At 74.5% G+C, this 14,742-nt stretch carries 13 protein-coding genes; 9 read left to right on the top strand and 4 right to left on the bottom strand.

The annotated features are described in order from the left end of the window. Nucleotides 1-17: 17 nt before the first annotated feature. The gene (locus ACFV88_RS26790; RefSeq protein WP_385494522.1) at nucleotides 18-977 is read right to left on the bottom strand and encodes an O-antigen ligase family protein; all 960 of its coding nucleotides are present in this window, start codon (nucleotides 975-977) and stop codon (nucleotides 18-20) included. A 288-nt stretch (nucleotides 978-1,265) separates the two neighbouring features. On the opposite strand from ACFV88_RS26790, the gene lnt reads away from it, so the two are divergent. Both lnt and ACFV88_RS26800 read left to right on the top strand, forming a co-directional pair. After that, nucleotides 1,266-2,891 carry an apolipoprotein N-acyltransferase gene (gene lnt / locus ACFV88_RS26795; protein ID WP_385494451.1) on the top strand — a complete coding sequence of 542 codons (1,626 nt, stop codon included), beginning with the start codon at nucleotides 1,266-1,268 and terminating at the stop codon, nucleotides 2,889-2,891. A gap of 51 nt (nucleotides 2,892-2,942) precedes the next feature. Beyond that, nucleotides 2,943-3,416 carry an NUDIX domain-containing protein gene (locus ACFV88_RS26800; RefSeq protein WP_385494452.1) on the top strand — a complete coding sequence of 158 codons (474 nt, stop codon included), beginning with the start codon at nucleotides 2,943-2,945 and terminating at the stop codon, nucleotides 3,414-3,416. 69 nt (nucleotides 3,417-3,485) lie between these two features. On the opposite strand, the gene ACFV88_RS26805 is transcribed toward ACFV88_RS26800, so the two are convergent. Then, nucleotides 3,486-3,686, bottom strand: coding sequence for a hypothetical protein (locus tag ACFV88_RS26805; protein WP_385494453.1), 201 nt, complete (start codon nucleotides 3,684-3,686; stop codon nucleotides 3,486-3,488). Nucleotides 3,687-4,247: 561 nt separating this feature from the next. On the opposite strand from ACFV88_RS26805, the gene ACFV88_RS26810 reads away from it, so the two are divergent. The 4 genes from ACFV88_RS26810 to ACFV88_RS26825 all read left to right on the top strand — a co-directional run bounded on the left by ACFV88_RS26810 (nucleotide 4,248) and on the right by ACFV88_RS26825 (nucleotide 9,608). Next, the gene (locus ACFV88_RS26810) at nucleotides 4,248-5,144 is read left to right on the top strand and encodes a potassium-transporting ATPase subunit C (protein WP_385494454.1); all 897 of its coding nucleotides are present in this window, start codon (nucleotides 4,248-4,250) and stop codon (nucleotides 5,142-5,144) included. Nucleotide 5,145: 1 nt separating this feature from the next. Beyond that, nucleotides 5,146-6,795 carry a potassium-transporting ATPase subunit KdpA gene (gene kdpA, locus ACFV88_RS26815; protein ID WP_385494455.1) on the top strand — a complete coding sequence of 550 codons (1,650 nt, stop codon included), beginning with the start codon at nucleotides 5,146-5,148 and terminating at the stop codon, nucleotides 6,793-6,795. 115 nt (nucleotides 6,796-6,910) lie between these two features. After that, nucleotides 6,911-8,281, top strand: a complete 1,371-nt coding sequence (locus tag ACFV88_RS26820) for a ferric reductase-like transmembrane domain-containing protein (protein ID WP_385494456.1) — start codon at nucleotides 6,911-6,913, stop codon at nucleotides 8,279-8,281. 427 nt (nucleotides 8,282-8,708) lie between these two features. Beyond that, entirely contained in the window at nucleotides 8,709-9,608 is a 900-nt protein-coding gene (locus ACFV88_RS26825; RefSeq protein WP_385494457.1) for a glycoside hydrolase family 19 protein, read from the top strand. A 93-nt stretch (nucleotides 9,609-9,701) separates the two neighbouring features. Here ACFV88_RS26825 and ACFV88_RS26830 read toward each other — a convergent pair whose 3' ends face one another. Then, entirely contained in the window at nucleotides 9,702-10,361 is a 660-nt protein-coding gene (locus ACFV88_RS26830; RefSeq protein WP_385494458.1) for a TetR/AcrR family transcriptional regulator, read from the bottom strand. A gap of 196 nt (nucleotides 10,362-10,557) precedes the next feature. Between ACFV88_RS26830 and ACFV88_RS26835 the strand changes: the two genes are divergently transcribed. The 3 genes from ACFV88_RS26835 (at nucleotide 10,558) to ACFV88_RS26845 (ending at nucleotide 14,002) form a co-directional block, all read left to right on the top strand. Next, entirely contained in the window at nucleotides 10,558-12,063 is a 1,506-nt protein-coding gene (locus ACFV88_RS26835; RefSeq protein WP_385494459.1) for an MFS transporter, read from the top strand. A 231-nt stretch (nucleotides 12,064-12,294) separates the two neighbouring features. Next, a complete protein-coding gene (locus tag ACFV88_RS26840) occupies nucleotides 12,295-13,053 on the top strand; it encodes a DUF4118 domain-containing protein (RefSeq protein WP_385494460.1) in 759 nt (252 codons plus the stop codon). A 130-nt stretch (nucleotides 13,054-13,183) separates the two neighbouring features. Further along, nucleotides 13,184-14,002, top strand: coding sequence for a GNAT family N-acetyltransferase (locus ACFV88_RS26845; protein WP_385494461.1), 819 nt, complete (start codon nucleotides 13,184-13,186; stop codon nucleotides 14,000-14,002). A gap of 66 nt (nucleotides 14,003-14,068) precedes the next feature. On the opposite strand, the gene ACFV88_RS26850 is transcribed toward ACFV88_RS26845, so the two are convergent. Beyond that, nucleotides 14,069-14,587: a hypothetical protein gene (locus tag ACFV88_RS26850; protein WP_385494462.1), complete on the bottom strand. Its 519-nt coding sequence runs from the start codon at nucleotides 14,585-14,587 to the stop codon at nucleotides 14,069-14,071. Nucleotides 14,588-14,742 lie beyond the last annotated feature (155 nt).

A 14,742-nucleotide genomic window follows, 5' to 3' on the forward strand; every position in this document is an offset into this window, starting at 1 on the left:
CACCCGGCCGCCCGCACTCACCACCGTTCCAGGGCCAACGGCCGGGCCGTCGCCATCCCCGCGAGCAGACCGCTCCCCACCGTGACCGCCGTGAAGCTCAGGGCGTCACCGATCGCCGCCAGCGTCGCCACCGCGGTCAGCGCGGCCCCCGCCGTCACCGCCACCACGGTCGGCCGCGGCGAGCGCAACAGGGCGTACAACACCCAGCCGAACGCCAGGGCCAGCAGCGCCACGCCCACGAAGCCCTGCTCGGCCGCCTGCTGGAGCAGCGCCGAGTGCGGACGGCCGTCCGGGACCAGGGAATCCGCCACCGTCGGGCTCAGCTCCCCGAAACGGTCCGGTCCCACCCCGAGCACCGGATGGTCCTGCGCCATCTCCAGCGCGTCCCGCCACAGCAACACCCGGTACGGCGTGAGCTGGCCCTCCAACAAGGACGTCAGGCCGTCCGGCAGCGCAGCGGCGGCGACCGCCCACGCAGCGGCGGTGACCCCCGCCGCTCCCGCCGCCAGGGCACCCAGACCGAACGCCCGACGGGCCAGCCGGGCCGCCGCCAGCGAACAGAGCAGGATGCCGACGCAGAGCGTCAGCCCCGCCATCGAATCGAGCACCGGTGCCGCCGCCGTGATCAACAGGGCCAGGGCCCACAGCGCGCGGCGCGCCAGCACGCTGTGCGTCACCCACGCCGCGCAGCACGCCGCCCCCGCGGCCAGGGCGAGCAGCGCCGCGGTGGCGCCGCCGTGGCCGAGCGGGGACGAACCCTCCGGCGCGGTGCGCACGTGCGGCAACAGGAACGCGAGGACCAGGCCCACCAGGGCGGTCGTGGCGAGGGCGCCCACCGGGAGCAACGCCCCGTAGATGCGCCCGAACGCGTACGCCGCCGACACGGCCAGCACGGCGAGCAGCACCCCCTCGGGACGGCCGCCACTCGCCGCGGCGCTCATCAGCGCCCAGCCCGCACAGACACCCAACAGCACCATGCCGACCGGATCGGAGACCGTACGGGCGTCCGGCACCGACGCGGGAGCGTCCGACCCGTCGCCCGGGGCGCCCCGGGTCCGCCCCGTGTGGCCCGCGGCCCCCGTGTTGCTCCATGTCCCCATCCGTCGTCCCCCCGACGTCATGACGGGCCCCGGCGGCCCTGGGATGTGGCCGTTCGTGCGGGGCTGTGGCTCACGGTAACCGCTGGTGCCGTGGTTTGTGGATGGGTTCGGCGAGATCGTCTTGCGGGGTCCGGGGGTGCCGTGGCCGGGTCGTAGACTCCTGGGGTGACCGTCATCGCCACTCCGACCGACGAGCCGGAGCGCCTCACCCCGAAGCCCGCGGACACCGCGCGGCCGTCGTTGACGAGGCGCGTGGCGCTGCGGCTCGTACCCGCCGTGGTCGCGGCGCTCTCCGGGGTGCTCCTCTACATCAGTTTCCCGCCGCGCACCCTGTGGTGGCTGGCGCTGCCCGCGTTCGCGGGGTTCGCGTGGTCGGTCCGTGGTCGGTCCTGGAAGGCCGGACTGGGCAGCGGGTACGCCTTCGGCCTCGGGTTCCTGCTGCCGCTGCTCGTCTGGACGGGCGTCGAGGTGGGGCCCGGTCCCTGGCTCGCGCTGGTGGCCATCGAGGCGGCGTTCGTGGCACTGGTCGGCGCCGCAGCCGCCGCCGTGTCCCGGCGGCCCGGCTGGCCGGTGTGGGCCGCCGCCCTGTGGATCGCCGGGGAAGCGGCCCGCGCGCGCGTGCCGTTCAACGGCTTCCCCTGGGGCAAGGTGGCCTTCGGGCAGGCCGACGGCGCGTTCCTGCCGCTGGCCGCGCTCGGGGGGACCCCCGTCCTCGGCTTCGCCGTCGTCCTGTGCGGATACGGCCTGTACGAGGCGGTGTCGCTGGGGGTCGCCGCGCGGCGCGGAAGGGCCGTCCGGCGGGTCACCGCCGCCGGCGCCGCGGTGGCGCTCGCGCTGCCCCTGCTGGCGGCACTCGCCGCGCGCCCGCTGGTCAGCTCCGCCGCCGAGGACGGCACGACGACGATCGCCGCGATCCAGGGCAACGTCCCCCGGCTGGGGCTCGACTTCAACGCACAGCGCAGGGCCGTCCTCGACAACCACGTCAAGGAGACCGAACGCCTCGCCGCGGAGGTCGCCCGGGGGCGCGTCGAACAGCCGGACCTCGTGCTCTGGCCGGAGAACTCCTCCGACATCGACCCGTTCCGCAACGAGGACGCACGTGAGGTCATCGAGCGGGCGGTGGCGGCGATCGGCGTGCCGATCGCCGTCGGCGGGGTCGTCACCACCGAGGACGGCCGGCTCCTCAACCAGCAGATCCTCTGGGACCCGCAGAAGGGCCCCGTGGACACCTACGACAAGCGTCAGATCCAGCCGTTCGGCGAATACCTTCCGCTCAGGTCGATCGTCAGCGCCGTCAGCAGCGACGCGAGCATGGTCCGCAAGGACTTCAGCCGGGGCTCCGAGCCCGGGGTCTTCACGATGGCGGGCGCCCGGGTAGGCATCGCGACCTGCTACGAGGCGGCGTTCGACTGGGCGGTGCGCGACACGGTCACCGAAGGGGCCCAACTGCTGTCGGTGCCGAGCAACAACGCCACCTTCGGGCGCAGCGAGATGACCTACCAGCAGCTCGCCATGTCGCGGGTCCGGGCCGTCGAGCACAGCCGCACCGTCGTGGTGCCGGTCACCAGCGGGGTCAGCGCCGTGATCATGCCCGACGGCCGGGTCGCCGACCGCACCGGGATGTTCACCCCCGACGCGCTCGTCGCCGAAGTGCCGCTGCGGTCGAGCAGCACCCCCGCCACCCGGCTGGGCATCGTGCCCGAGGTGCTGCTGGTGCTGGTCGCGGCGGGTGGCCTCGGTTGGGCAGGTGCCGTCCGGCTCCGGACCCGCCGGGAATCCGCCACCGGGTGAACCGGCCGACCCGCGGGCGCCCTTGGGCGCCCAGGCCCTATCGTCGGTCGCATGGCTACTCCTGAATTCATCTCCACCCTGCGTGACACCGCGGGTCATCAACTGCTCTGGCTCCCGGGGGTGACGGCCATCGTCTTCGACGACGAGGGCAGGGTGCTCATCGGGCGGCGCAGCGACAACCGCGCGTGGTCGGTCGTCGGTGGCATCCCGGAGCCGGGGGAGCAGCCCGCGGCGTGTGCGGTGCGCGAGGTGTACGAGGAGACGGCCGTGCGCTGCGTGCCGGAGCGCGTGGTGCTCGTGCAGGCGCTGGAACCGGTGTCCTACCCCAACGGTGACGTGTGCCAGTACATGGACATCACGTTCCGGTGCCGGGCCGTGGGCGGCGAGGCGCGGGTCAACGACGACGAGTCGTTGGAGGTGGGCTGGTTCCCGCTCGACGCGCTGCCGGACCTCAACGAGTTCAGCCTCACCCGGATCAAGCACGCGCTCGCCGACACGCCCACCTGGTTCGAGCCCACTGCGTGAACCGACGCGGTGCGCGTGCGCTCACCCGTCCGGGTGAGCGCGGAGCGCGGGGGCGCCGGGCGACCGGCCTCAGCGCCGGTGGTCGTCCTCGCGGTGGAGCGCCACCCGGTCGTGGGCCGGACCGGTGCAGGAGCCGTCCGCGCGTTTCACCGCGGTGCACGGCAGGTGGCGCGTCCCGACGTGCCGGGTGCCGGGTGCGCTGACCGCGGCCCCCGCGTCCGCCAGCGGGCCGCCCGAACGCGCGGTCCGCGCCCGGTAGACCGCGTTCACCTCGCGGATGCGGTCCGGGGTGATGGCGCCGGCGCCTGGAGCACTCGCACGGTCCGGGTCCGTGGTCCGCCCGCGCGGCGGGCCGCCGCTTCGATCTGGTCGGCGAGGCGTCCGACGTCCGCGGCGTACCGCCGGACGTGCCGTCCGAGGTCGGATCACCGCACCCGACGGCCACCGGCAGGGCCGGCAGACAGCCCCCGGTCCACGGTCCACGACGTCCGCATGCGCGGCCCCGCCCCGGTGGAGACGTGGAACGGCTCCCCCCGTGATCCCGCCGCCCCGGTAACGGCCGCACCGCCGATTCGGCCACAGGAGGCGCTGAGAACGCGCCATCGCCGTCGGCGCCCACGGCCCGGGTCCGGCCGCCCGCCCCCGCGTCAGCGTCCCGTCAGGGCGCGGGGGTTCGCCGTATGCGTCGCGTCATGGACCGCCGACCGCCCGGTCGTGGGGGCCTAGCGTCGGCAGCCGGCCCGCCCGCCCACCCGGCCGCCCCCACCGCTGCTCCCCTGCTCACCCGTTCCTTTGCTCCTGCGCGAGCTGTTGATCCCGAGGCTACCGACCATGAACCGACGCCCCTGGCCGCCCGCCCGGTGGGGTCCCCCGCTCACCGCGATCCGCGTGGTGCTGGCCCTGACCGTGCTCCTCGGACTCGCCTACCCCCTGGGCATGACCGCCGCCGCACAGGTGCCCGGGCTGCGCGACCGCGCCGAGGGCTCGCCGCTCACCGGACCGGACGGCGAGCGGCTCGGCAGCGAACTGATCGGCCAGTCCTTCACGGACGCCGACGGCGAACCGCTGCCCGGCTACTTCCAGCCCCGCCCCTCGCACGCCGGCGCCGGCTACGACGCCTCGGCCTCCGCCGCCGGGAACCTGGGCCCCGAGTCCACCGTCGACACCCCGCCCGCCGGCACCGCCCCCGGCGTGCCGAGCCTGCTGACCCTGGTCTGCGCCCGCAGCAGGGCGATCGGGCTGCGGGAGGGCGTCGACGGCGACCGGCCCTACTGCACCGCGGACGGCGTCGGCGCGGTCCTCGGGGTCTACCGCGCGCACGGCACCACCGGTCGGGTCACCCGGGTGGTGAGCCTCAACCAGCCGTGTCCCGCGCGCCCGTTCCGCGCCCGGTACGCCGGCGCCGCCGTCGGGTGCGCCCGGCCGGGCGAGGACCACGCCCGCGCCGTGGTCACACCGGTCCGCGGTGACGCCCCCGCCCGGCCGGTCGTCCCGGGCGACGCGGTCACCGCGAGCGGCAGCGGACTCGACCCGCACATCAGCCCCGCGTACGCCCGGCTCCAGACACCACGGGTGGCCGCACGGCGGGGCCTGATCGAGGACGCCGTGCGGACCCTGGTCACCGCGCACACCACCGGTCGGGCGCTCGGCGTCCTCGGGGAGCCGGTGGTGAGCGTCGCCCCGCTGAACGCGGCACTCGACCGGCTCCGGCCCGGCAAGGGGGCCTGACGTGCACGGTTGGCTCCAGACCACCCTCGTGGTGGCGGTGGTGGTGGGGCTGCACGTGCCCCTCGGCGACCACCTCGCCCGGGTCCTCGACGGCGACCGACACACCCGCGCGGAACGGGTCCTGTACCGGTTCTGCGGTGTGGACCCGCACCGCGAGCAGGACTGGCGGCACTATCTGACCGCGCTGCTCGCGTTCTCCGCGGTGGGCGTCCTCGCCCTGTTCGCCCTCTTCACGCTCCAGGGCCGACTGCCCTGGTCCACCGGACACCCCGGCATGCCGTGGCGGCTCGCCCTGCACACGGCCGTCAGCTTCACCACCAACACCAGCTGGCAGAACTACGTCGCCGAGGACACCACCGGGCACCTGGCCGTGATGGCGGGCCTCGGCACCCAGGCGTTCGCCTCCGCCGCCGTCGGCATCTGCGTCGCCCTGGCGCTGATCCGTGGCCTGGTGCGGCGGGACACCGATCACCTGGGCAACTTCTGGGTCGACCTGACCCGCACCCTGTTCCGGGTGCTGCTGCCGCTCGCCGTCGTCACCGGACTCGTGTTCATCGCGCTCGGCGTCCCGCAGAACCTCGACGCCCCGCAGTCGGTGACCACCGTCACGGGCGGCCCGCAGAGCCTGCCCGGCGGCCCGGTGGGGTCCTGGGAGTCCATCAAACTGATGTCGGGCGACGGCGGGGGCTTCTTCAACGCGAGCAGCGCCCACCCCTTCGAGAACCCCTCGGCGTGGTCCCACGCGCTGTCCGTGGTCCTGATGCTGCTGATTCCGACCGCGCTGCTGCGCACCTACGGGCGGCTCGTCGGTTCCACCCGCCAGGGGTGGACCCTCCTGGCCGTCGCCGGCGCCCTGTTCACGCTGCTGGCCGTCGCCGGCTCCGCCGCACAGGGCGCCGCGGGCGGAACGGTGCCGCAGGCGGTCGGCGGTTCGTACGAGGGCACCGAGACCCGGATCGGCGTCGCCGGCTCCACCCTGTTCGGCCTCGCGGCCACCGCCAGCGCGGACGGCGCGTCGGGCGCCTCGTACGACAGTTTCACCGCGTTCGGCGGCGGGGTGCTGCTGAGCGCGATGATGCTCGGTGAGATCGCCCCCGGCGGTACCGGCAGCGGACTGTACGGGCTGCTGGTGGCCGTGCTGGTCGCCGTGTTCATCGGCGGCCTCATGGTCGGCCGCACCCCCGAGTACCTGGGCAAACGGCTCGGTCACCACGAGATCCGGTACGTCGCCCTGTACACGCTCGTCGCCCCCGCCACGATCCTGCTGTCCGCCGCGCTCGCCCTCGCCCTCGGCCACGGCCGCTCCTCCATGGGCGAACCGGGGCCGCACGGACTGACCGAGCTGATCTACGCCTACACCTCCAGCGTGGTGAGCAACGGCAGCGCGATGGCGGGCTTCAACGGGGCCACCGACTTCCACCACCTGCTGATGAGCGCGGTGATGCTCCTCGGCCGCTACCTCCCCATGGTGTTCCTGCTCGCCCTCGCGGGCCGGTTGGCACGGGGGCGTTCCACGGCCACCACGGCCGGTACCCTCCGCACGACGGGCGTCACCTTCGTCGCACTGGCCACCGGCGTGGCGCTGCTGTCGGCCCTGCTCAACCACCTGCCCGTGCTGTCCCTGGGGCCACTGGCCGAAGGGCTGCGGTGAGGGTTCCCGGCGCCGCGATCCGGCCTTTCCCGCCGGACGCCCCCACCGCGTGAACCGTGCCGGACCCGCCCACGTACCCCTCCTCGCAACGGACTACCGACCGGAGGAGACCCACGTGCCCGAACCCCTGCGCACCGTCCACCCGCCCCCGCCGCACCCCGGTCGGACGGCGGCCACCGGACCCGCCGTCCGGCCGGCCGTGGTGATCGCTCGGGCACTGGTCGGGGCCGGAGCCCTGGCCGTGCTCTGCCTGTGGTGGTTCGGCGCCGCGCCCGCGGGGGGCGCGGGAGGCCGGCTCACCGACGCGGGGCGTGTCACCGGGCTGCTCGCCGGCTACGCCGCCGCCGTACTGCTGCTGTTGATGGCCCGGGTGCCGTGGCTCGACCGGACGCTCGGCACCGACCGGCTCGCCCGCTGGCACGCACGGGGCGGCCGGATCACCGTGTCGCTGATGACGGCCCACGTCCTGCTGGTCCTGAGCGGCAAGTCCGTCACCGAGGAGCGGAACCTCGTGGACGAGACCGCTGCCGTCCTCGGCTACCCGAACATGCTGAAGGCCGCGAGCGCCTTCCTGCTGTTCCTGTTCGTCGCCGCGCTGTCCGCCCGTGCGGCCCGGCGCCGGGTGAGCTACGAGACGTGGCACGTCCTCCACCTCCTCACCTACCTCGCGGTGTACCTCGGCTTCTGGCACCAACTGTCGTCCGGTGCCCACTTCGTCGGGGACCGGGCCGCCCGGATCGCCTGGTACGCCTGGTACGGGACGGTGGCCGCCCTGGTGGTGTGGTTCCGCGTCCTGGGACCCGTCCGGAGCGCACGGAGACACCGGTTGCTCGTCTCGGAGGTGCGGCCGGAGGCCCCGGACGTGGTCTCGGTGTACCTGACCGGGCGACGGCTGGACCAACTGCGGGCCAGACCGGGGCAGTTCATGCGCTGGCGCTTCCTGGCGCCCGGGCTGTGGCGGACCGCCACCCCCTACTCGCTGTCGGCGCCACCGGACGGCCGTTCGCTGCGGATCACCGTCAAGGGCGTCGGGGAGCACAGTCGTGCCCTCGCCCGGATCGCGCCGGGCACCCGGGTCTGGGCGGCGGGCCCCTACGGGGGCCTCACCGCGTCCCGGGCGAAGGCCGGCAAGTCGCTGCTGCTCGCGGGCGGCGTCGGGATCACCCCGCTGAGGGCGCTGTTCGAGACGCTGCCTGGGGACGCGGTCCTCGTCTACTGGGCCCGCAGCGCCACCGATCTGGTGCTGCGCGGGGAGCTCGACCGGATCGCCGCCGAGCGGGGCCTGCGCGTCGTCTACTCGGTCAGCGATCCGGACGGCTACCGGGTGCCGTTGGACGCGCGCAGCCTGCGCCGGTTGGTTCCCGACCTGGCCCGGCGGGACGTCTACGTGTGCGGCCCGCCCCGGCTGACCCGGGCCGCGCTGTCCGCCCTCGCGGAGGCCGGGGTGCCGGGCTCCCGGGTGCACCACGAGTCGTTCTCGCTCTGAACGGGGTCGGACCGGTGGCGGCCGGTCCTGACCTGATCGGGTCCCCGACGAAGCGGGCCCGGGCAAGCGTGTGCTGTGCGCCCGTTGCACTGCCGCCCCCTGCGTACCGTACTGATGCACCCTCATATCGACGTCTACGGTGGATGGTTGGGGAGGTCAAGGGGCGAGCAGGGGCCAAGGGGCCGTTGCCGTGCACTGATTGTTCGCGGGGAAAGATCGGGGAAGGGTTTCCGGGCGGACGGCGCGGCCGGTTAGCGCGGGCAGAATGGTCTAAACCCTTGACTGGTACAGACCAAGGCGATTGAGTGGCATCCCGCCCCCCACCGCGGTCCGCCCGTCGTGCACCAGCCGCCCCTACCGGCACGTGCACGGGACGTGCTCCGTCCCGAAGACCCCCGGCGAGGCCGTACGCACGAGGAGTAGACGCATGTCCCAGCGACGCCTCACCGCCGCGCTCGCCTCCCTGGCCATCGCCACCGGCATCACGGTCGCCCTGCCCGCCACCCAGGCCGTGGCCGCGCCCTGTTCGAGCTACCAGGCCTGGACCCCCGGCACCTCCTACGCGGTGGGCGACGTCGTCCGCTACCGCGACGGCAAGGCGTACATCGCCGAGCACGCCAACCCCGGCTACGACCCCACCGTCTCCACCTGGTTCTGGGACCCGTACGCGTGCGAGACCGGTCCGTCCGGTCCCGAGACCCCCGCCGGCACCTTCGTCGTCACCGAGTCGCAGTTCCACCAGATGTTCCCGGGCCGCAACTCCTTCTACACGTACGCCGGTTTGAAGGAGGCGCTGAGCGCCTACCCGGAGTTCGCGATGACCGGCGGCGAGACGGTCAAGAAGCAGGAGGCCGCCGCCTTCCTCGCCAACATCGGCCACGAGACCGGCGGTCTCGTGCACGTGGTGGAGCAGAACACCGCCAACTACCCGCACTACTGCGACGCGACGCAGCCCTACGGCTGCCCCGCGGGCCGGGCCGCCTACTACGGCCGCGGTCCCATCCAGCTCAGCTGGAACTTCAACTACAAGGCCGCGGGTGACGCGCTCGGCATCGACCTGCTCCGCAACCCCTCGCTGGTGCAGACCGATCCGGCGGTCGCCTGGAAGACCGCCCTGTGGTACTGGAACACCCAGTCCGGCCCCGGCACCATGACGGGCCATCACGCGATGGTGACCGGCGCCGGGTTCGGCCAGACCATCCGCAGCATCAACGGTGCGCTGGAGTGCAACGGCGGCAACCCCGCGCAGGTCCAGAGCCGGATCAACAACTACCAGCGCTTCGCCGCGCTCCTCGGGGTCCCCACCGGAGGCAACCTCTCCTGCTGAGCGCCTTCGCTCAGCGGTCACTGACCAGCGGGCGCCCGGGGTGAATCGCCCCCCGGGCGCTTCTGCTGTTGTCCGGCCCGCCGGGTCGGGGAGTCAGGCGTCGGTGGCCGGCCCGGTCGCGTAGTACGCCAGGAACATGCCCACCCCGGCGTCGAGCAGCTTCTCCGTGGCCTCGTCGTCCAGCGTCGTGCCGTACTGGCCGACGACGAGGTGTGGGAAGACGAAGAGCGCGTAGAGCTGGAGGACGGCCACCTCCACGTCCCCGACGGCGAGACGGCCCCGTGCGTGCAGGGTGCGCAGCGCTTCGGCCACCTCGGGGTGATGGCCGGTCGGGCCGTGGCGGCGCCAGGCGTCGCCGAGTTCGGGGAAGCGGTGCTGCTCCGCGGCGACGAGGGCGCGCAGGGCGATCACGTCCTCGTTGTCCCTGACCGACTGCACCCAGGACCTGGCCACCTCGGTGAGCGCTCCGTGCAGATCCGCCGCTTCGGTGAGCCCGGCGAGCGGAGCCGTGGCGTCCGTCGCGGTCAGCGGTTCGTCGAGGGCCCCGGCCACGACCGCCGTGAACAGGGCTTCCTTGCTGCGGAAGTGGTTGTACACCGTCACCTTGGAGACCCCGGCGGCAGCGGCGATCGCGTCCATGCCGACGCCGAAGCCGTCCCGGAGGAACAGGGTGCGCGCCGCCGCGATGATGTCCCGCCGCTTGCGCTCGGCCCGGGGGCCGCTGGGGGCGGGGTGGGGGAGGTCGCCGCTCATGGGGGCAGCCTATCAGCAACTGAACGGTTGAGTTCATGTGAACTGATCTGTACGGTACAGTTCAGTTAGTTCGGTCGAGCCGCCGACCCGGGCCGACCGGCCCGATCACCCGGCGTCCCGGGACCCCGTCACGCCCCCGGTCGACGCACCCTGCCCGCGCCCGTCGAGGCGCACCCCTGCGCACGGAGGAACCGCCATGCCCCGTTCCCGGCCGCCCGCCGATCCCGATCCGGACCCCGGCCCCGATCTCGATCCCGACCCCGACCTTGAACCGGCACACCCGCACGGCGCCCACCCGGACCCGCACGGCAGTGCCCACCACGAGCCCGAGCCGCGCCGGTGGACGGCGCTCGCGGTCATCTGTCTCGCCCAGTTCGTCCTGATCCTCGACGTCACCGTCGTGAACGTCGCCCTCCCCGACCTCGCCGTCGACCTCGACCTCACCCGGTCCGCCCTGACCTGGGCGGTCACCGCCTACACGCTCTGCTTCGGCGGGCTGATGCTGCTCGGCGGGCGCCTCGCCGACGCCTTCGGGGCCCGCCGGATGATGACCGTCGGGATACTCGTCTTCACCACCGCCTCACTGCTGACCGGACTCGCCCAGAACGCACCGCAGTTGCTCGGCGGACGCATGGCCCAGGGGGTGGGCGCGGCGCTCCTGTCCCCGGCCGCGCTCTCCCTCGTCACCACGATGTTCCACGGCGCCGAGCGCACCAGGGCCCTCGGGGTGTGGGCGGCCGTCGGAGGCTCCGGCTCCGCGGCCGGCGTGCTCATCGGCGGGGCGCTGACCGACGGCCCGGGCTGGCGCTGGGCGTTCTACCTCAACGTGCCCGTCGGCATCGCGGTCCTCGCGGTCCTGCCCGCCCTGGTCGCCGCCCGCCCCGCTCGTCCCGCCCGCCTGGACGTACCGGGAGCGCTCCTCGTCACCGCCGGCACCGGCGCCCTGATCTACGGTCTGGTCCGGGCCGGCGACCAGGGGTGGGCCGATGCCGTCACCCTGCTGTGCCTGTTCGGCTCCCTCGCCCTGTACGGGCTCTTCTGGCTCGTCGAACGCACCAGCCGGGCCCCGCTGATGGACCTGCGGATGTTCACCCGGCGTCCGGTGCTGGCGGGCGCGTTCCTCATGCTGGTCGCCACCGCGCTGCTGCTGTCGTTCTTCTTCCTCGGCAGCGTGTACCTCCAACACGTGCGCGGACACGGTGCGTTCCGCACGGGCCTGTTGTTCCTGCCGGTCGCCGTGGGCACCGCGGCGGGCGCGCATCTGGGGTCCCGGTGGGTCGGCCGGATCGGCGCGCGGCCGACCGCGGTCGGGGGCCTGGCGGTCGCGGCCGTGGGCTGCCTGCCCCTGACGGCCCTCGACGCCGGGACGCCGGTCTACACGGTGGTGCTGCCCGGGCTCGCCTTCGCCTCGCTGGGGATCGGCGCGGTGTTCGTCACGGCCACGGCGACCGCCCTGGCCCTGGTGGAGCCGCAGGAGTCGGGTCTCGCTTCCGGAGTCGTCAACACCTTCCACGAGGTCGGCGGCTCGGTGGGGGTCGCGGTGGTCTCCACCGTCGCCGCCGCCGGCATCGACCGGGGGACCCCCGGCGGCTTCGCCGACGCCTTCACGCTCGGCGCGGTGGTGGCCGCGGTGGGTGCGGTGGTCTCCCTGGCCCTCGTGCCGCGCGGCAAACCGCAGCTGAGCGGGGTCCACGTCCACTGACCGTCCCCGATCGGCGGGCCCGGTCGTCCGGTGGCCCGGTGCCGTCAGGGAGCCGTCAAGGACGGCGGGGGCGGTCGCCGGTCCGCCCGCGGAGTCGGACGCTGGACGTAGCGGGACGTGCCGGCCCCGCCCGGTCCGGGTCCGTGCGGACGAGCCCCCGTCCCTCCGCCGGGCCATGACGGCGACGGCCCCGCGCCCCGCCACGACCCCGACCGCACGAGGGAGGCAGCGATGCGTACCCGGACACCCGTCGCGCGCGACCGGCTGGCCCTGCTCGCCGCTCTGACGCTCCCCCTGCTCACCGTCACGGCGCTCACCCCGCTGCGGACCCGCACCACCAGCGCGGTGCTGGCCCTCGCCGTCGCCGTGGCCGTCGTCGCGGTGGCGGCGCTCGGCAACCGGCTCGCAGCGGTCCTGGCTGCCCTCTCCGCCACCGTGTGGTTCGACCTCTTCCTGACCCGCCCCTACGGGACGCTGCGCATCGTCGACACCGGTGACCTCCTCGCCGCCCTGCTGCTCCTCGTGATCGGGCTGAGCGTGGCGTGGATCGCCACCCGGGCGCGGCGGCTGAAGGCCGTCACGGTCACCGACGGGGCCCAGCTCACGGCCCTGCACGGCACCGCGACCACCGGGCGGCGCTCGCCGGACGCGGTCACCGAGGCGGCGCGCCGCCAACTCGTCGCCGTACTGGGGCTGCGCGGGTGCCGGTTCGAGTACGGCTCCCTGCTCGGCCACCCGCCCCGGCTCGAACAGGACGGCACCGTCACCGTCGACGGCCGTCCCCATGACGTGGACCGGTACGGCTGGCCCGCGGGGGAGATCGAACTGCGGGCCGCTGCCGGGGGACGTTACGTCGGACGGTTCCTGCTGGACCCGGTGCCCGGGACGACGGCCGCACTGCGCGCCCGGATCGTCGCCGTGACCCTCGCCGACCAGGCCGCCGCCGCCTGGCTGGCGGGGGCGGCGGCGAGCGGCCCGCCGGAGCCCTGACCGGCCGCCGCCGCATTGCGGACACATGAACGCTCCACCGCTTCGGGAATACCGGTGGGGCGTTCCTCCTTGGCTCCGGTGGCGCGGGTGGCGGTCATCCGCGCGCACGACCGCAGCGAGAGGAACCCCCATGTCGCAGGCGCAAGCGCAGGCGTACGCGCCCACCGGTGACCGCGGGGCCGGGACCGGAGAGCCCGTGCCCGCCCGCAGCCCGGAGACCGCCCTCACGGGGGTCCCGCACGTCCTCGACAACCCGGCGCACGCCGCGCTCAACGGAACGCACGCGCACCTCGCCGAGCGGCACGGCCGAGTGGTCCGCTACCCGCTGGACGTCTCCCCCTGGCTGGGGCTCCCCGACGACCCCGGCCCACAGGACTGGCTGGACCTCGCGGCCCTGGTCGGCCCGGACACGGAGGTCCACCTGCCGGGTGTACGGGTGTCGCCGCCCGAGGGGTGGACGGCCACCTCCCAGCACACGGGCGTGCAACTGGTGGACGACGGGCTGGTACCCGCCCACGACCCCGAGACGGTCCGGCTCGGTCCCGCCGACGTGCCCGAGATGCTGGAACTGGTCGCCCGCACCCGGCCGGGTCCCTTCCTGCCGCGCACCGTCGAACTCGGCACGTACCTCGGCATCCGTCGGGGCGGGACGCTGATCGCGATGGCGGGGGAGCGGCTGCGCCCGCCCGGCTGGGCCGAGATCAGCGCGGTGTGCACCGATCCCGCGTACCGGGGCCAGGGCCTCGCCACGCGACTCGTGCGGGCGGTGGCGGCGGGGATCGGGGAGCGCGGCGAGACGTCGTTCATGCACGCGTCGGCCGGGAACACCGGGGCGATCCTGCTGTACCGCAGGCTCGGCTTCGCCCTGCGCAGGACCACCGAGTTCGGCTCCGTACGCACGCCCGCCCGCGCCGGGGGGCACGACCTCTCCGAAGCGGTCGCCCGGTGACCGGGGTGGGGCCCGCCGGCAGGCGGCTGCCGTTCGCCCGGTGCGGACGGCAGCCGCCTGCGGCGTTCAGCGCCGGTGCGGACGGGCCCGGCGCCGCAGGTACAGCGCGGCGGTGACGGCACCGACGGTGACCAGGGCGCCACCGCCCATCAGGGTCACGGTCCGGTAGTCGGTGGAGCTGCCGCCCAGTCCGCCCCGGACCCCCGCCGGCGCGCTGGTCGCCGACACGGTGGGGGTCGTGTTGACGGTCACCGACTGGGTGCCGGCGGTGGTGCCGTCCGCGCACACCACCGCCACGGTGTACGTGCCGGAGCCGACGTCCGTCCAACTCGCGGACCGGGTGGCGCCCGAGCCGAGGGTGACCTGCCGACCCTGCGCGAAGGCCGCCTGAGTGCCCGTCATCAGCGAGGCCGTGCCGCCCTGGCCGCAGGCCGCGGTGCTGACCCGCACCGTCGACCCGCTGGCCACGACGCTGATCCCGGACACTCCGGTGCCTCCGGCGAAGGCGGGCGCCGCGAGCCCCAGCGGGAGCACGGCGGCGGCCACGGTCAGTCCGGCACGGCCGGCTATCAGGGTGGTGCGCATGTGTCTGCCCTCCGGCCGCACGGTTGGCGGAACGTCCCGTGCGCCGCCGAAGTGGGGAGTCGTCCGTGCTGCCTGAGGCGAGCCAACGGCCAAAACCTCCGGTCCGCATGCGGGCACGGACCGGGCAGGTGACGCACTCCCACGTCCGGCGGAAC

The sequence above is a fragment of the Streptomyces sp. NPDC059816 genome (assembly GCF_042732055.1).
Taxonomy (GTDB): Bacteria; Actinomycetota; Actinomycetes; order Streptomycetales; family Streptomycetaceae; genus Streptomyces.